The organism is Ramlibacter sp. WS9, assembly GCF_003797765.1.
Classification (GTDB): domain Bacteria; phylum Pseudomonadota; class Gammaproteobacteria; order Burkholderiales; family Burkholderiaceae_C; genus Ramlibacter.
In genome coordinates, this window is sequence record NZ_RKMB01000019.1 from 38134 (window position 1) to 54920 (window position 16787).

Annotated in this window: 15 protein-coding genes; all 15 read left to right on the plus strand. The window is 66.8% G+C overall.

The genetic code is table 11. The features are described 5' to 3' along the window. Positions 1-3 precede the first annotated feature (3 nt). The 15 genes from EEB15_RS23570 (at position 4) to EEB15_RS23635 (ending at position 16767) form a co-directional block, all read left to right on the plus strand. Positions 4-822 (plus strand): enoyl-CoA hydratase/isomerase family protein, encoded by an 819-nt coding sequence (locus tag EEB15_RS23570; protein ID WP_141512399.1) that lies wholly within the window; start codon positions 4-6, stop codon positions 820-822. Positions 823-825: 3 nt separating this feature from the next. Continuing rightward, complete coding sequence (locus tag EEB15_RS23575) at positions 826-2364, plus strand: class I adenylate-forming enzyme family protein (protein ID WP_141512400.1); 1539 nt, start codon at positions 826-828, stop codon at positions 2362-2364. A gap of 11 nt (positions 2365-2375) precedes the next feature. Continuing rightward, the gene (locus EEB15_RS23580) at positions 2376-3164 is read left to right on the plus strand and encodes an enoyl-CoA hydratase/isomerase family protein (protein WP_141512401.1); all 789 of its coding nucleotides are present in this window, start codon (positions 2376-2378) and stop codon (positions 3162-3164) included. Continuing rightward, positions 3161-3955 (plus strand): SDR family NAD(P)-dependent oxidoreductase, encoded by a 795-nt coding sequence (locus EEB15_RS23585; protein WP_141512402.1) that lies wholly within the window; start codon positions 3161-3163, stop codon positions 3953-3955. The genes EEB15_RS23580 and EEB15_RS23585 overlap by 4 nt, the downstream gene beginning before the upstream one ends. A 62-nt stretch (positions 3956-4017) precedes the next feature. Next, on the plus strand, positions 4018-4374 hold the full coding sequence (locus EEB15_RS23590) for a Zn-ribbon domain-containing OB-fold protein (RefSeq protein ID WP_141512403.1): 357 nt from the start codon (positions 4018-4020) through the stop codon (positions 4372-4374). A gap of 8 nt (positions 4375-4382) precedes the next feature. Next, positions 4383-5537, plus strand: coding sequence for a thiolase (locus EEB15_RS23595; protein ID WP_141512404.1), 1155 nt, complete (start codon positions 4383-4385; stop codon positions 5535-5537). A gap of 7 nt (positions 5538-5544) precedes the next feature. After that, positions 5545-6414, plus strand: coding sequence for a MaoC/PaaZ C-terminal domain-containing protein (locus tag EEB15_RS23600; RefSeq protein WP_141512405.1), 870 nt, complete (start codon positions 5545-5547; stop codon positions 6412-6414). A 16-nt stretch (positions 6415-6430) separates the two neighbouring features. Beyond that, complete coding sequence (locus tag EEB15_RS23605; RefSeq protein ID WP_141512406.1) at positions 6431-7639, plus strand: acyl-CoA dehydrogenase family protein; 1209 nt, start codon at positions 6431-6433, stop codon at positions 7637-7639. 10 nt (positions 7640-7649) lie between these two features. Continuing rightward, the gene (locus EEB15_RS23610; protein WP_233259592.1) at positions 7650-8345 is read left to right on the plus strand and encodes an SDR family NAD(P)-dependent oxidoreductase; all 696 of its coding nucleotides are present in this window, start codon (positions 7650-7652) and stop codon (positions 8343-8345) included. 22 nt (positions 8346-8367) lie between these two features. Continuing rightward, on the plus strand, positions 8368-9249 hold the full coding sequence (locus EEB15_RS23615; RefSeq protein WP_141512408.1) for a crotonase/enoyl-CoA hydratase family protein: 882 nt from the start codon (positions 8368-8370) through the stop codon (positions 9247-9249). 285 nt (positions 9250-9534) lie between these two features. Then, entirely contained in the window at positions 9535-9678 is a 144-nt protein-coding gene (locus EEB15_RS33790; protein WP_158290205.1) for a hypothetical protein, read from the plus strand. Between the two features lie 362 nt (positions 9679-10040). Next, entirely contained in the window at positions 10041-11795 is a 1755-nt protein-coding gene (locus tag EEB15_RS23620; protein WP_141512409.1) for a DUF1302 domain-containing protein, read from the plus strand. Between the two features lie 17 nt (positions 11796-11812). Beyond that, the gene (locus EEB15_RS23625) at positions 11813-13189 is read left to right on the plus strand and encodes a DUF1329 domain-containing protein (RefSeq protein ID WP_141512410.1); all 1377 of its coding nucleotides are present in this window, start codon (positions 11813-11815) and stop codon (positions 13187-13189) included. 13 nt (positions 13190-13202) lie between these two features. After that, the gene (locus tag EEB15_RS23630; protein ID WP_199236607.1) at positions 13203-14273 is read left to right on the plus strand and encodes a YCF48-related protein; all 1071 of its coding nucleotides are present in this window, start codon (positions 13203-13205) and stop codon (positions 14271-14273) included. A 10-nt stretch (positions 14274-14283) separates the two neighbouring features. Further along, complete coding sequence (locus EEB15_RS23635) at positions 14284-16767, plus strand: RND family transporter (protein WP_233259593.1); 2484 nt, start codon at positions 14284-14286, stop codon at positions 16765-16767. The last annotated feature ends 20 nt before the right edge of the window (positions 16768-16787 follow it).

The following is a 16787-nucleotide window of genomic DNA, read 5'->3' on the forward strand; positions in this document are numbered from 1 at the left end:
GACATGCCCGAAAGCATCGACCGCTATGCCCGTTACACGCGCCTGAAGTTTGACCGGCCGCATCCGCGCGTGCTGCGCATCACTCTGAATTCGCCTCTGAAGATGGGCGCCATGGACTCGCAGATGCACCGCGAAGCCTCGGAGATCTGGGCCGACGTCGACGCCGACGACAGCGTGTCCGTCGCGATCATCACCGGCGACGGCGCGACCTTTTCCGCCGGCGGCGACTTGAACCATGAGCGCAAGGTCTGCGAGGACTACGCGCTTCGCATGCAGGCCATGACCGAGACCCGCAACCTGGTGATGGGCATGATCAATTGCAGGAAGCCCATCGTCAGCGCCGCGCGCGGCTGGGCCGTGGGTGCAGGGCTGGCTCTGCTCATCCTGGCCGACATCTCGATCGCCTCGAAGGACGCGAAGTTCTCCGATGGCCACCTGAAGATCGGCGTGGCCTCGGGCGATCACGCCACCATCATCTGGCCGCTTCTCTGCGGCATGGCCAAGGCCAAGTACTACCTGATGACGGCCGACAACTTCACGGGCGAGGAAGCGGAGCGCATGAACCTGATCTCCATGGCCTTGCCCGATGCGGAGGTCGAGGCCAAAGCGGTGGAGATCGCCTCGCGCCTGGCGCAGAGCGCCCCTGCAGCATTGCGTTGGACCAAGCACACGATGAACCACTGGCTGCGCCAGGCCGCGCCGATCTTCGACGCCTCGCTCGCGCTGGAATTCATCGGCTTCGCGGGACCCGAAGGCATGGAGGGCATCGACGCCTTCCTGCAAAAGCGCAAACCGGCTTTCAGCCAGGACACACCGGTCTGACCCATGCGCACCATCGGCGAACTCCTGGAGCGCAACGCCAGGTTCTACCCTCATAAGGAAGCGCTTGTCTGCGGCGGCCGCCGGCTGACCTGGCGCGGACTGGCCGACCGGGCCCGGCGCCTGGCCGATGGGCTGCATAAGCTCGGCCTGGGCCGGCAGGACCGCGTGGCCATCCTGGCGATGAACTGCCCGGAATACATGGAACTGCTGAGCGCGGGGGACTGGGCCGGCTACATCGTCACCACCGTCAACTTCCGCCTGGCGCCGCCCGAGATCGAATGGCTGCTGGGTGATGCCACGCCGCGCGTCCTCGTGTTCGAGGCGCAGTACACGGAACTGGTCAACGCACTGCGTGGCAAGTTTCCGGGCATCGTCGCCTATGTCTGCATCGGCGGTGAGGTGCCCAGCTGGGCCCAGCCGTTCGAAACCGTCGCGGCGAACGGATCGGCTGAAGGACCTCCCTTCCGGTCGCAGCCGGAAGACTACGGCGCGCTGGTCTACACGAGCGGCACCACCGGCCGCCCCAAGGGGGCCTTGCGCAGCCAATGGCGCTGGGTCGCCACGGCCGAGGGCGGCGCGTACTCGAGCGAATTCAGTTCGGACACCCGCGTGCTGCTGGCCACGCCCGCCTTTCACGTCGGTGTGATCGGCTACGCGCTGCAGGCTGCGTGGCATGCCGGCACCGTGGTGCTGCATCGCGGCTTCGATGCCGATGCGATCCTGGCGGCGATCGAGTCCGAGCGCATCACCTTCACCTTCGTCGTCTCGGCGATGCTGCAGGCGCTGCTGGATTCGCCGGCCATTGCAGACGCAGACCTATCGAGCATGCGCAACATCGTCACCGCCGCCGCGCCGGTGCCGGTGCCGTTGCTCAAGCGCGCGGTGGCGAGACTGGGGCCGATCTTCTCCATTCAATATGGGGCGACGGAGACGGGGGCGACCGTGATGTTTGCGCACGAGGTCAAGCCCGAAGGAACGGAAGTTGACATCCGGCGCACGGCGTCCGTCGGTCATCCTGGGCCGCGCACGCGCCTGCGCGTGGTCGACGACCAAGGCGGCGATTGCCCCGTCGGCGTGCCGGGTGAAGTCTGGACGCACACCGACCAACGCTTCGACGCCTACTGGAACAACACGGCCGCGACGCTGGACGCGTTGCGCGACGGCTGGTATCGCACCGGCGACGTCGGCTATCTCGATGAAGACGGCTACCTTTTCCTGGTAGACCGCAAGAAGGACATGATCATCTCCGGCGGCGAGAACATCTACAGCCGCGAAGTCGAGGATGCCGTGCAGGCTTTCCCCGGCGTGGCCGAGGCGGCCGTGATCGGCGTGCCCGACGCCAAATGGGGCGAGGTCGTCAAGGCCTATGTCGTGTGCGTGCCCGGTGCCGCCGCCCAGCCCGAAGACGTCATCGCGCATTGCAAGCGCCTCATCGCCGGCTACAAGTGCCCCAAGCAGGTCGAAGTCGTGGCTGCGTTGCCGCGTGTCGCCAGCGGCAAGGTCAACAAGGTCGCGCTGCGTGAACTTTCCCGCAGCGCCTGAAGGACTCGCTCATGTTTGAACTCTCACAGGAAGGCCGCGTCGCTGTCTTGACACTCTGCCGGCCGCCCGTCAACGCGATCAGCGAAGAGTGGGGCGATGCGCTGCTCGAACTGCTCGATGATCTCGATTCGCGCGAAGACTGGAACGTGCTGCATCTTCGCAGCAGCCAGAAGGTCTTCGCTGCGGGTGCGGATCTCGCGCAGATCGAATCCTGGCTGGACAGGCCTCGGCCGGCGGAGGTGCTGTCGGCCTACATCAAACGGCTGCAGGGCGTGTTCGCGCGGCTGGAATCGCTTTCGCGCATCACCATCGCGGAGATCGGCGGCGCGGCATTGGGCGGCGGACTGGAGCTGGCGCTGGCCTGCGACCTGCGAATCGCCGCGCACGAGGCGAAGATCGGCTTGCCCGAAGTCGGCATCGGGCTGATTCCCGGTTTGGGCGGCACGCAGCGGCTCACCCGCCTGGCTGGCCGCGGCGTCGCCTCGCGAATGATCCTCACGGCCGAGCCGGTCGATGGCCGCGAGGCGCTCGCGTTGGGCATCGTGCAATGGGCCGTGCCCCGCGCCGATTTGCCCGCCGAAGCGGCCCGCATCGCGCAGCGCATCGGCTCGCTGCCGCTGCCCGCACTTCGCGTTGCCAAGGAGTTGATTGCCTCCCATGGCGCGGGCCATGAAGCCGGCTACGCGCTGGAACGCGAACTGGGTGGCGGGCTGCTGCTCACGCCCGAAGCCAACGAACGAATCACCGCCTTCATCAGGAAGAGCGCTACCAACCTCAAGACCCAGGAACCGAAACAATGAACGACATCACCAACAACACGAGCTGGCGCCACGTCACCGACCTCACCGGCAAAACGGTGGTCATCACCGGCTGCGCCTCTGGCATCGGCCGCGCGACAGCGATGCAATTCGCGAGTGCCGGCGCCATCGTCTACGGCGGTGACCGCAACGAGGCGGACGGCCAGGCAACCATCTCGGCGATCCGCGAGGCCGGCGGCCAGGGCGACTTCATCAAGCTCGACCTGACCAGCGGCGCGAGCATCGACGCCTTCGTCGATACCGCCGTGGGCAAGATCGGCGGCGCGCCCGACATCATCGCCAACGTCGCGGGGCTGGACCGCGTGATGCCTTTCGTCGAGAACACGCCGGACGTGTGGGAACTGCTGGCGCAAGTCAACTACATCGGCCCGGTGCGGATGATCCACCGCTTCCTCCCGCTGATGCTGGAGCGCCGCAGCGGCAAGATCGTGACGGTGGCCAGCGACGCCGGTCGCGTGGGCAGCATGGGCGAGACTTTCTACGCGGGCACCAAGGGCGCGATCATTGCGTTCACCAAGTCGCTGGCACGCGAAACGGCACGCGCGGGCCTGACGTGCAACTGCGTCGCACCGGGACCGACCGACACGCCGCTCTTCAACGGCACGATCCCTGAAGGCAAACTGCGCGACGCGCTGATCAAGGCGATCCCGCTGAAGCGCCTTGCGCAGCCGGTCGAGATCGCGCACACCATCGTGTACCTGGCCACGCCGGCGACGGACTTCATGACCGGGCAGGTCATTTCCGTCAGCGGCGGTCTCACCATGCACGGTTGAGCTCCGCGATGGATTGCGGGTCGAGCCCGCAATGACAGAGAAACCGAGAAGGCAATCTTGAAATGAATCCCGAAAAAGAATTCTTCGAACACCTGGCCGAAGGCCGCTTCATGATCCAGAAGAGCGGCAGCACGGGCGGCCATGTGTTCTACCCGCGCGTAGCCGAACCCGGCACGGGCGCTACTGACCTGGAATGGGTGCCGGCCAGCGGGCGCGGCACGGTGTACTCCACCACTGTCATTCGCCAGAAGCCGCCCACGCCCAACTACAACGTGGCGTTGATCGACCTGGCCGAAGGGCCGCGCATGATGAGCCGCGTCGACGGCATCGCGCCCGAAGAGGTGAAGATCGGCATGCAGGTTCTGGCCAAGGTCGTGCGCGAGAACGATCAGCCGCTCGTCGTGTTCGAGCCGGCATGAGGACCGCGATGAACGAGAGATTTCCCCGCGGCCGTGCCGCCATCGTGGGCAGTGCCACCTTCGGCTGCGGCGAAGCGCCCGGCTACACCTCGCTCGAGCTGGCGCACCAGGCCAGCGTGCAGGCCCTGTCCGCTGCCGGGCTCAAACCGTCAGATGTGGACGGCCTTTTCACCGTGCTGATGGACGATTCGCTGTCCGGCCTGTCGATGGCCGAAACGCTGGGCATCCACCCGCGCTTCCTGGACAACAACCGCACCGGCGGCTCTTCGTTCCAGGTGCACGCGATCCTCGCCGCGATGGCGCTGGACGCGGGCCTGTGTGATGTCGCGCTGATTGCCTACGGCAGCAATCAGCGCAGCAGCACGGGCAAGCTATTGCAATCCTCGCGGCCCTCGCCATGGGAAACGCCTTACCGTCCGCTGCGTCCCATCTCCTCCTACGCGATGGCCGCCGCTCGGCATATGCACCAGTACGGCACGACCAAGGAGCAGCTCGGCGCAGTCGCCGTGGCAGCGCGGCAGTGGGCGCAATTGAACCCCGAAGCCTTCGTGCGCGACCCGCTGACGCTGGACGACTACATGAAGGCGCGCCTGGTGGCCGACCCTTTCGGTGTGCGCGATTGCTGCCTCGTCACCGACGGCGCGGCCGCCGTGGTGATGACGCGAGCCGACCGGGCAAAGGATCTTGCCAAGCGCCCGATCTACCTGCTCGGCGGCGCGCAAAGCGCCACACACCGCGAGATTGCCAGCATGCCCGACCTGACCGTGACCGGCCTGGCGGATGCGGGCGCGCGCGCGTACGCGCAAGCGGGCGTGAGCGCGAAGGACATCGACGTGGTCGAGCTCTACGACGCGTTCACCATCAACCCGATCCTGTTCCTGGAAGACCTGGGCTTTTGCGCGAAGGGCGAGGGCGGCGCCTTCGTCGAAGGCGGGCGCATCGCGCCGGGTGGATCGCTGGCCGTCAACACAAACGGTGGAGGCCTCTCCTGCGTGCATCCCGGCATGTATGGCCTCTTCACCATCGTCGAGGCGACGCGCCAGTTGACCGGTGAATGCGGCGACCGACAGGTGAAAGACGCGAAGCTGGCCATCGCGCAAGGCAACGGCGGGGAACTGTCCCACGAAGCGCTGGTCATCCTCGGCACCGAAGAAGCATTGTGAACTCATCATGTTGAACTACGAGGTCTGCAAGAACTGGACGTTTCCCGACATCGTCCACCGGTACACCGAGCGCGACACCATGCTCTACGCATTGGGTCTGGGCTTCGGCCAGGACCCGATGGACCGGGGCGCTCTGCGCTTCGTCTACGAGAAAGACCTTCAGGCGGTGCCCACGATGGCGACCACGATGGGTTCGCCCGGCATCTGGTGGCGCGATCCGCGCACCGGTGCCGACGCGGTGAAGCTGGTGCATGGCGAGCAGGACATCCGCGTGCACAAACCACTGGCGCCCAGCGGCACGCTCGTCGCGCGCAATCGCGTGGTGTCGCTGACCGACAAGGGCGCGGGCAAAGGCGCGATCGCCGTGCTGCTGCGCACGCTGATCGATGAAGCGAGCGGGGAGACGGTCGCCGAGAGCCGGAACGTCACCTTCCTGCGCGGTGACGGCGGGTTCAGCGAGACGAGCGGTGTGTCCGATCCGGGACCCGAGGCCTTGCCTGCCGTGCCGGAACGCGCAGCCGACATCGAGGTGAGCTATGCCACGCGGCCCGAAACCGCGTTGCTCTACCGCTTGAGCGGCGACGTCAACCCACTGCACGCGGACCCGGACATCGCGGCCAAGGCCGGCTTTCATGCACCCATCCTCCACGGGCTGTGCACGTACGGCATGGGCGCGCGCGCTGTCATTGAGCAGGTGCTGGGCCACGATGCCGCGCGGCTCAAGCGACTCGCCGTGCGGTTCACTTCGCCGGTGTGGCCGGGCGAGACTGTGCGCTATGAACTCTGGCGTGAGGGCGATACCGTCCTGCGATTGCGCGCCACCGTGGATGCGCGCAAGACGGTCGTCCTGAACAACGGCGTGGTGGAGATATCGTGAACGACACCCTACCGCGATGAACTTCAGCTACTCTGATGCCGAGCGAGCCTTCCGCGCGGAGGTGCGCGAATTCCTTGCTGCCCACCTGCCGCCCGCCATGGCGCATCGCCACGCGCTCGGTTTTCATCCCTTGCCCCAAGCCGACCTGCAGGACTGGAACCGCATCCTTGCCGACAAAGGCTGGGCCGCGCCACATTGGCCGGTAGAACATGGCGGGCCGGGGTGGACGCCGATGCAGCGCCACATTTTCGAGGAAGAGTGCCGCGAGGCGGGCGCGCCGGATTTGAGCTGGCAGGGCCTGCGGCTGTGCGGGCCGGTGATCTACACCTTCGGCAACGAGGAGCAGAAGGCCCGTTTCCTGCCGCCCATCCTGCGCGGCGATTTCCTGCTGGCCCAGGGCTTTTCGGAGCCCAACGCCGGCTCGGACCTCGCTTCGCTCAAGACCAGTGCAGTGCGAGAGGGTGACCATTACATCGTCAACGGCCAAAAGACCTGGAGCAGCGAAGGCCACTACGCGGACTGGGGATTCTTCCTCGTGCGCACAGACGCCACGGTCAAGCCGCAGCGCGGCATCTCCTTCTTGATGATGGACCTGCGCAGCCCCGGCGTCACCGTGCGGCCGATCCGCATGTTCAACGGCATGCACTACGTCAACGAGATCTTCCTCGACAACGTGCGGGTGCCGGCGGAGAACCTGGTGGGCGAAGAGGGTGCGGGTTGGCGCTACGCGAAGTTCCTGCTCGACAACGAACGGACCTCGAGCGCCTTCATCCACTTTTCGCGGCATTGGCTGGAACGCGCCCGGGCCATCGCCCTGCGGCAGAAGTCCGGGGGCACGCCCTTGATCGAGTCGCCCGCGTTCGCCCGGCGCCTGGCGGCCGTCGAGATCGAACTACGGGCGCTCGAATACTCCGTGCTGCGCGTGCTCACGCACGAGCCGACGAGCTGGGACGCGACGGCGGTGGCGTCCGCGCTCAAGGTGCGGGGCTCCGAAATCCAGCAGAAGGTGACTGAGCTGGCCCTGGATGCTTTGGGCTGGCAGGGCCTGCGCGCGATCGAAGGCTTCGACGACCCGCTGGCCGCCGAGACGGTCCAGAATAGCCACTGGCCCGCCGATGTGGCGGGCGTCGGCTCGGGCATGCTGCAGACGCGGGCCGTCACGATCTATGGCGGGGCGAAGGAAGTTCAGAAGAACATCATTTCGCGCCTGGCCTTCAACCTCTGAGGAGCACCGCATGCAAGACAAGACCGTGATCGTGACCGGCGCGTTCGGCGCGCTGGGCCGTGTTGTCGCCCGCACGCTGGCGGGCCAGGGCGCGAAGCTGGCGCTGGTCGACGCCGCGCCAACCGTGCCCGAGGCGCTGGCCGCGGAGTTTTCCGCGCACCTGCTGCTGCCGGGCGTGGACCTGGCCGACCAAGGCGCGACCCAGGCCATGGTCGCCGGGGCGCTGGCGCGCTATCGCACGCTCGACGCCGTCGTCAACGTCGCGGGTGCGTTTCGCTGGGAGACGATTGCCGATGGCGACCCCGCCACCTGGGACATGCTGTTCACCGTCAATGTGAAAACCGCGCTGCACGTCTGCCGCGCCGCGTTGCCGCATCTGCTGGACCGGCCGGGCTCGCGCATCGTGAACATCGGCGCCGGCGCGGCCGGCAAAGCCGCGGCGGGGATGGGCGCGTATGCGGCATCCAAGTCGGCCGTGCTGCGACTGACCGAAGCGCTGTCCGAAGAAGCGAAAGACCGCGGCGTCACCGTCAACGCCATCCTGCCCAGCATCATCGACACGCCCGCCAACCGAAAAGACATGCCGGACGCGGACTTCTCGCGCTGGGTGACACCTGAAGCCATCGCCGACGTCGTGGCCTTCCTGCTCTCCGACGCGGCACGCGCCATCACCGGCGCAGGCATCCCCGTCATGGGCCGAGTCTGAATTCATTGCCTGAGGAGACATCATGGCCAAGTGGTTGAAAACCAGCGAAACACTCATCTTCCACGTGGCCGACCGCGTTGCGCGCATCACGCTCAATCGCCCGGACAAGCGCAATGCGCTGACCCCGCAGGCGCTGGCGGAACTGAGCGATGCCCTGCTGGAAGCCGACGACCGCACCGACGTCCATGCCATCGTGCTGGCCGGCGCGGGCCGGGACTTCTGCGCGGGCTATGACCTCACCGGCGCGTACGCCGGCGAAGGTGCCGCCGATGGGCCGGCGTACCGCTCGCAGAACGGCACCATCGACGACGATTGCTGGCAGCTCGAGCAGACGCAGAAGAAGACGCTCGCGATGTTCGACATCCACAAGCCGGTGATCGCCCAGGTGCAGGGCAACTGCCTGGCGGGCGGCACGGACCTGGCGCTGATGTGCGACATGGTGGTGGCGGCCGACGACGCGCGCATCGGCTTCCCGGCGGCGCGCGCCAACGGCACGCCGCCGCAGAACATGTTCGTCTACCACGTCGGCCCGCAGTGGGCCAAGCGCCTGTTGATGACGGGCGACTGGATCAGCGGGCAGGACGCCGCGCGCATCGGCCTGGTCATGGAGTCGGTGCCCGCCGCGGAGCTGGACGCTGCCGTGCGCGAACTCGCGCGCCGCGTCGCCCTGGTGGACGCGGAGCTGCTCTCCGCGCACAAGCGCGTGGTCAACCTGTCGCTGGAGCTGGCCGGTGCCCGCACCATGCAGCGTCTTTCGGCGGAGATGGACGCGCGCGCGCACCTCTCGCGCGGGCCGCGACGCAGCCAGTTTCGCGCCGACATGGCCGATGCCGGGCTGAAGACCGCGCTGAAGAACCGCGACGAGCCGTTCGGCGACGGGCAGGTGAAACTGACGCCCCGCTGAGGGAAAGCAGATCTGTCATCCCGGACCCTGTGAGACCTCGCGGCAACGCCGTGCATGGCCGGGCCGCGGCGCGATGGCTACGGCGTCCGGCATCGCTTGCTATCGCAAGCTCCTGCCGGAGTCCCCGCGCTGAACGGTCTTGCGGCCCGCGCGGCACAACTCGCCTCCGCTTCGCTGCGACTCAAACAGGTGCCGCGAGCATGAGACGGTCGCGTCGCAAGCGACGCTGGGCCGCAGGACCGTCCACCGCGGGCGCCTGAGCTTTATTCGCGCCGCGGCCCGGCCATGCACGGCGTTGCAGTGAGCGAGTGGCGTTCCGGCGGTGGCGCGCCGAGGTTGCAGCAGAAAGATGAAGCGGTGGCCGACGACCGGTGGCGCGCCAACAAGGTCTCTGCGAAGCTGTGCGTGGGCGGGCTGCGGCGCGAATAAAGCCCCGGCGCAAGGGATTCGGCAGGAGGTGCGAAGCACCGAAGCCGAACGCCGTAGCCATCGCGCCGCAGCCCGCCCACGCACAGCTTCGCCGCGAGGTCCACGAACGTCGAAAGTGAATTCGGGGTTCATGGATTGCGGGTCAAGCCCGCAATGACGGCGATTGCTGATTCCTACTGGTTCGTATATCCGCACGACATACGTATATCTGGGTAAACCCTAAGCGACAGTTGTATCCGTGCCGTTCAAAATCGCGCACATCGTTCATAAAATGGCAATTGAGCCGGAGCGACAAAGAGGACGGCGGACACGGGACACGGGACGCGAGCGCCGACGAATCAACCGAGGAGACAGGACCCAGCATGAAGCGAATCCAGACGATGCATTTACCCGGGCGCCCCACGCGCCTTGCCGCGGCGATCGCCGGCGTGCTGGCGAGCTTTGCCTTCGCCCCGCTCTCCCATGCCGTGGAGATCGACACCGGCAATCCGGACCTGACCGTGCGGTGGGACAACCAGGTCCGCTACGCGATCGGCGTGCGCGGCGAGGCCATCAACCCGGCGTTCGGCAACAGCCCCACCTACGACGAAACCGAATACCGGTTCGCCAAGAACAAGGTGGTGATGAACCGGCTCGACCTGTTCTCGGAGATGGACCTCACGTACAAGGGCAAGTACGGCTTCCGCCTGAGCGCCGCGGCGTGGCACGACCAGGCCTACCATGACCGCAAGGCCCATACCAACCCGGGCATGCTGGCGCCGGGCCTGCCGTACAGCGCCATCGGCAACTACATCGGCAACGACTACTCGTCGACCACGAAGCGATTCCACTACCAGGGCGGCGAGCTGCTCGACGCTTTCGCCTTCGCCAACTTCGACCTGGGCGGCAATCAGGCCAACGTCAAGCTGGGCAAGCATACGGTGTACTGGGGCGAGGCGTTCTTCACCACCTTCCACGGCATCTCGTACTCGCAGGCGCCGCTGGACGGCCTGAAGGGCGCTTCCAGCCCCGGCATCGAGGCCAAGGAAGTGTTCATGCCGATCAACCAGCTGTCCGGCGCCGTGCAGCTGTCCCCCGAGTGGTCCCTGCGCGGCCAGTACTTCCTGAACTGGCGGCCCAACCGCCTGCCGGAGGGCGGCACGTACTTCGGTGCGGCCGACATGCTGTTCTCGGGCCCGGACCGTCTTTTCGCCGGCGCGGCCGGCCAGATTCCGCACGGCGCCAGCGTCGAGCCCGACCGCAAGGGCACCAACAACTTCGGCCTGAACCTGCGCTACAACCCCGCGTCGATGAGCGACACCACGTTCGGCGCCTACTACCGCAAGTTCGACGAGACCATGCCCTGGGCCCCGGTGTTCAAGATCGCGCCGCCGTCGCCGGTGCCGCGTGACTATCACCTGGCCTATGCCAAGGACACGGAGATGCTCGCTGGCAGCGTGCAGACGGCCGTGGGCCCCGTTTCGGTGGGCGGCGAATTGATCTACCGCAAGAACACGGCCCTCAACAGCAACACGGCCTTCGTCTCGTCCAACGGGTCTTCGCTGGACTTCGCCGGCGCCGAGGGTGCCCGTGGCAACACCATGCACATCGTGGCGAACGGTGTCTACCTGCTGCCGCGCACCGCGCTGTGGGAATCCGGCGTGCTGATCGGCGAAGTGGTGTACAGCCGCCTGCTGAAGGTCACGAAAAACGCCGACCTCTTCAAGGGTGTCGGCTACATGGGCTGCAACGCGGCCACGGCTTCCACCACCAGCGGCGCCAAGCTGGTGGGCGACAAGAACGACGGCTGCGCGACCAAGGACGTGCTGCTGGCCAACGTCAGCTTCACGCCGCAATGGCTGCAGGTCTATCCCGGTGTGGATCTCTCCGCGCCCATGTCGATCGGCTACGGCCTGCGCGGCAACGGTGCCACGCTCGGCGGAGGCAACGAAGGCGCGTACACCTGGTCCGTGGGACTGGAAGCCAACATCCAGCAGAAGTACACGTTCGCGGTCAAGTACAGCGACTCGCATGCCCGCTACAACACCGGCCCCACGGGCATGGTCACCACGGTCAATGGCAACGCTGTACAGAACAACCACGGCTGGCTGGCGATGACCTTCAAGACGACGTTCTGAAACGCGAGGAGACACTCATGAAAAAATTCAAGACACTGATCGCCGCGGCGATCGCGGCTATCGCGGCGCTGGCCGCCTCGCAAGTGCCGGCCGCACCCACCGCCGCTGAAGCCGCCCGCCTGGGCAAAGACCTGACGCCGGTCGGCGCCGAAAAGGCCGGCAACAAGGAAGGCACCATCCCCGCGTGGACGGGCGGCCTGTGCACGCCGCCGCCGGGCTACAAGCCCACCAACGGCAAGAACGGCTTCCCCTACGTCGATCCGTTCGCGGCCGAAAAGCCGATCGCCACCGTCACCGCGGCCAACCTCGCCCAATGGGCCGACAAGCTCGATCCGGCCGCGCTCGAACTGTTCAAGCGTTTCCCGGCGACCTACCGGATGAATGTGTACCCGTCGCATCGGACGGCATGCCTGCCGGACTGGGTCTATGAGAACACCGTCAAGCGCGTGATGACGCCCAAGCTGGTGGGCGATGCCCCGGGGCTGGAGGGCGCCCATGCGCAAGTCCCGTTCCCGATCCCCAAGACCGGGCAGGAGCTGATGTACAACGCCATCACCGCTTTTCACCCGGTCTACCACGGCGGCGACTGGCAGAGCTGGCTGGTCGACGCCGGCGGCAACAGGACGTTGATCGCCAAGGCGTCCACCCGCTATCACTGGGAGTATTGGGACAACACGAAGACCCAGTCGGACAAGATCCAGGGCCTGCTGAACATGAACACCTCGCCCGCTTCCAAGGCCGGCAGCATGGACATGCGGATCAACTGGGCGCGCATGGACGAGAAGCCGCCGCGCGCGTGGTCGTACACGCCGGGCCAGCGCCGGGTGCGCCTGGCGCCCGAGTTCACCTACGACACGGTGGCCGCGCAGTACGGCGGGATGATCGTGTTCGACGAGATCAGCGGATTCGACGGCAAGATGGACCGCTTCGATTTCAAGATCGTCGGCAAGAAGGAAATGCTGGTGGCCTACAACAACCTGGGTCACCACAACGCGGCGCTCACCAACATCGAAACCGCGATGCTGAAGGACCACGTGAACCCCGACGTCATGCGCTGGGAACTGCACCGCGTCTGGATCGTCGAGGCCACGCGCAAGGCAGGCGCGCGCCACATCTACAGCAAGAAGGTGTGGCAGATCGACGAGGACAGCTGGCTCTACAGCGCCTACCAGTCGTACGACGATGCGGGCAAGCTTTACCGGTCGAACCACTTTCCCATCTACCAGGCCTACGACGTTCCGATGCCGATGGGCCAGAGCCAGATCGGCCACGACTTCGTGAAGAACGGCTGGTTCCTCGGCTCCGCGGCGGTGGGCGAGGGCTGGCGCAAGGTCGATCCGCTGCCGGACAACTACCTGACCCCGGATTCCATGGCGGCCAAGGGCGTTCGTTGAGGAGGAACGGCGAGTGGCTTACCTGCGCATCCTGCTGACGCTGTCCTTTGTCGGGGTAGCCGCCCTTGCCGCGTTCGCCGCCGCGGGCGGTGGCAAGTTCGTCGACCCGCTGGACGCGCCGGCACAGCCCACGCAGTTCACGTCGTCGACGCACCTGAGCGCCATCGCGCGCGCGGGCAGCCGGCTCGTGAGCGTGGGCGTGCGCGGCCTGATCGTCGTGTCCGACGACGAAGGCAAGAGCTGGCGCCAGGCCGTCTCCCCGGTCAGTTCGGACCTGGTCGCCGTGCGCTTCGTTACGCCGTCGCGCGGCTGGGCGTCCGGGCACGACGGGGTGATCCTCTCGACCGAAGACGGCGGCAACCGGTGGACCAAGCAGCTGGACGGGCGCATGGCGGCGCAGTTGCTTGCAGACCACTTCGACAAGCTGGCCGCCACAGGCGACGCCAATGCAGCGCGCTTGCGCAAGGAAGTCGCGCGCAATTACGAGAGCGGCCCCGAGATGCCGATGCTCGACCTGTGGTTCGACAACGAGCGGGTGGGCTGGGCCTCCGGCCCGTTCGGCACGCTCCTGGGCACCCGCGACGGCGGCAAGACCTGGACGTCGTGGATGGAGAAGGTCGACAGCGACAAGATGCTGCACTACAACGCGGTGCGCAGCGTGGGTGGCGACATCTACCTGGCGTCCGAGCAGGGCACCGTGTTCAAGCTCGACCGCGCACGAGAGCGGTTCGTTCCCCAGTCCACCGGCTACAAGGGCAGCTTCTTCGGCATTGTCGGAACACGCGAATACATCGTGGCGTACGGCTTGCGCGGCACGGCCTATCGATCGCGCAACGGCGGCGCCAGCTGGCAGCGCCTGGAGACCGGCGTGCCGGGCGGCCTCACCGGCGCCAGCCTGCTGGACGATGGGCGGCTGCTGTTCGTCTCGCAAGACGGCCGCGTCATCGTGAGCCGAAACCAGGGCGAGACTTTCCAGCCGCTGCCCGTCAGCCGGCCCAGCCTCTTCACCGACGTCGCGCAGGCGGCGCCCGGGCGCATTCTCATCACCGGGCTCGGCGGCGTGCAAAGCGCGCCCCTGCCCTGAACGAGGCGACATGACAGACGACAACACGCAGCTGGCGATGCCGGTCGTGCGCGACGTGGGCAGCTTCGACCGCAACAGCGGTGTGTGGCTGGAGCGCTTCATCTTCAACAACCGCCTGGCGGTGCTCCTGGTTTCCCTGGTGGCCACCCTCTTCCTGGGATGGCACGCGGCCAAGCTGCCCGTGAACGCAAGTTTCGAGAAGATGATCCCGGGCTCGCACCCGTACATCCAGAACTTTTTCAAGCACAAGGAGGCCCTGCGCGGTCTCGGCAATTCGGTGCGGATCGTCGTCGAGAACACCAGCGGCGACATCTTCGACAAGGAATACCTGCTCGCGCTGCAGAAGGTCAATGACACGGTCTACCTGATTCCCGGCGCCGACCGATCCTTCATGCGCGGCCTGTGGACCAGCAGCTTGCGCTGGACGGAAGTCACCGAAGAGGGTTACCGCGGCGGGTCTGTCATGCCGGACGGCTTCGACGCTTCCCCGGCGGCGATGGACCAGCTCAAGACCAACATCGCGCGCGCCGGCATCGTCGGCAGCTACGTGGCCGACGACCTGCGCTCCACGATGATCGTCGTGCCGCTACTGGAAATGAACCAGGAGACGCGCCGGCCGCTGGACTACGCGGCCTTCTCCAACGACCTGGAGCGCAAGGTGCGTGCGCTGGAGAGCCCCAAGGTGAAGATCCACATCGTGGGCTTCGCCAAGATCGTCGGCGACCTGATCGACGGCCTGGGCCAGGTGATGTCGTTCTTCGGCCTGTCGGCGCTGATCGCGGCGCTGTTCGTCTTCGGCTTCACGCGAGACATCCGTAGCACCGCGCTGCTGGTGGGCGCCTCCGCGCTCGGCGTCGTCTGGCTGCTGGGCCTGATGCGGCTCCTGGGCTACGTGCTCGACCCGTACTCGATCCTCGTGCCTTTCCTCATCTTCGCCATCGGCCTGTCGCACGGCGCGCAGAAGATGAACGGCGTGATGCAGGACGTCGCGCGCGGCACACACAAGTACGTGGCGGCACGCTACACCTTCCGCCGCCTGTTCCTGGCCGGGCTTACCGCGCTGCTCACCAACGTGGTCGGCTTCGCCGTTCTGATGGTGATCGACATTCCGGTCATCCGTGACCTGGCGCTCACCACCAGCCTGGGCGTGTCGGTGCTGATCTTCACCAAGCTGATCCTCATTCCCGTGCTGCTGTCGTATGTCGGTGTGAGCGAAAAGGCCGCCGCGCGTTCGGTGCGGGCCGAGCAGGAAGACGCTTCCCAGGGCTGGACCGGCCGCCTGTGGTCGGGTCTGCTGCACTTTACCGACCGGCGCTGGGCCATGGCGGCGGTGGTCATCTCCACCGCGCTGGGCCTCGCAGCCGCGGCCATGAGCTTTCAGCTCAAGATTGGCGACCTCGACCCGGGCGCGCCGGAGCTGCGGCCCAACTCGCGCTACAACCGCGACGTCGCTTTCGTGAACGCCCATTACGGCCTGTCCAGCGACCAGTTCGTGGTGATGGTGGAGACACCGCCCGAGCATTGCAAGCAGTACGCCACGCTGGCCGAGATCGACCGCCTGGGCGCGAGCCTGCGGCAGGTCGAAGGCGTCAAGGCGACGGCCTCGGCGGCGGACATGGTGCGCTTCTTCACGGCCGGCCAGTTCGAAGGCAACCCCAAATGGCTGGCCATTCCGCGCAATGCCTCCATGCTCAACACCGCAGTCGACCAGGTCATCGTGGATAGGCCCGAGCTCGCGGAGCCGCGCTGCGCCGTGACACCGCTGATCGCCTACCTGGCCGACCACAAGGCCGACACGCTGGCGCGCGTGAGCGACGCCGTCGAGGCGTTCGGCCGCGAACACGGAACGCCGCAGCGGCAGTTCCAGCTGGCGGCGGGATCGGCCGGCGTGGAGGCGGCCACCAACATCGTCGTTCGCGAAGCCAACCGCCGCATGCTGGTGCTGTTGTACGCGGCCGTCGTGGCGCTGTGCTTCATCACCTTCCGCAGCTGGCGGGCGGTGGTCGTCGCGCTGGTGCCGCTCCTCATCACGTCCGTGCTGTGCGAGGCGTTGATGGTCGCGCTGGGCATCGGCGTCAAGGTGGCGACGCTGCCCGTCATCGCGCTCGGCGTGGGTGTCGGCGTGGACTACGCGCTGTACCTCTTGAGCATCCAGCTCGCCTTGCAGCGCCGCGGCGTTCCGCTGCGCGAGGCCTACATGCGCTCGCTGCGGTTCACAGGACGGGTCGTGGCGCTGGTCGGCCTGACGATGGCGGCGGGCGTGGTCACCTGGGCCTGGTCGCCCATCAAGTTCCAGGCCGACATGGGCATCCTGCTGACCTTCATGTTCCTGTGGAACATGATCGGTGCGCTGGTGCTGATCCCGGCGCTGTCGCACTTCCTGCTGCGCAATGTGGGCCTGCAGGCGCCGGCACCCGCCGCGGCCGAAGGCAGCACCGCCGCCCCCAAGGTGCAGACGCAGCCCGCACGATTCGAAGTCGTGGCCGGTTCCTGATCCGGCCACACGTCAAGGAG

Coding starts and splice junctions, on each gene's coding strand:
- EEB15_RS23570 (WP_141512399.1), top strand. CDS start 4: ATGCCCGAAAGCATCGACCGCTATGCCCGTTACACGCGCCTGAAGTTT.
- EEB15_RS23575 (WP_141512400.1), top strand. CDS start 826: ATGCGCACCATCGGCGAACTCCTGGAGCGCAACGCCAGGTTCTACCCT.
- EEB15_RS23580 (WP_141512401.1), top strand. CDS start 2,376: ATGTTTGAACTCTCACAGGAAGGCCGCGTCGCTGTCTTGACACTCTGC.
- EEB15_RS23585 (WP_141512402.1), top strand. CDS start 3,161: ATGAACGACATCACCAACAACACGAGCTGGCGCCACGTCACCGACCTC.
- EEB15_RS23590 (WP_141512403.1), top strand. CDS start 4,018: ATGAATCCCGAAAAAGAATTCTTCGAACACCTGGCCGAAGGCCGCTTC.
- EEB15_RS23595 (WP_141512404.1), top strand. CDS start 4,383: ATGAACGAGAGATTTCCCCGCGGCCGTGCCGCCATCGTGGGCAGTGCC.
- EEB15_RS23600 (WP_141512405.1), top strand. CDS start 5,545: ATGTTGAACTACGAGGTCTGCAAGAACTGGACGTTTCCCGACATCGTC.
- EEB15_RS23605 (WP_141512406.1), top strand. CDS start 6,431: ATGAACTTCAGCTACTCTGATGCCGAGCGAGCCTTCCGCGCGGAGGTG.
- EEB15_RS23610 (WP_233259592.1), top strand. CDS start 7,650: ATGCAAGACAAGACCGTGATCGTGACCGGCGCGTTCGGCGCGCTGGGC.
- EEB15_RS23615 (WP_141512408.1), top strand. CDS start 8,368: ATGGCCAAGTGGTTGAAAACCAGCGAAACACTCATCTTCCACGTGGCC.
- EEB15_RS33790 (WP_158290205.1), top strand. CDS start 9,535: ATGCACGGCGTTGCAGTGAGCGAGTGGCGTTCCGGCGGTGGCGCGCCG.
- EEB15_RS23620 (WP_141512409.1), top strand. CDS start 10,041: ATGAAGCGAATCCAGACGATGCATTTACCCGGGCGCCCCACGCGCCTT.
- EEB15_RS23625 (WP_141512410.1), top strand. CDS start 11,813: ATGAAAAAATTCAAGACACTGATCGCCGCGGCGATCGCGGCTATCGCG.
- EEB15_RS23635 (WP_233259593.1), top strand. CDS start 14,284: ATGACAGACGACAACACGCAGCTGGCGATGCCGGTCGTGCGCGACGTG.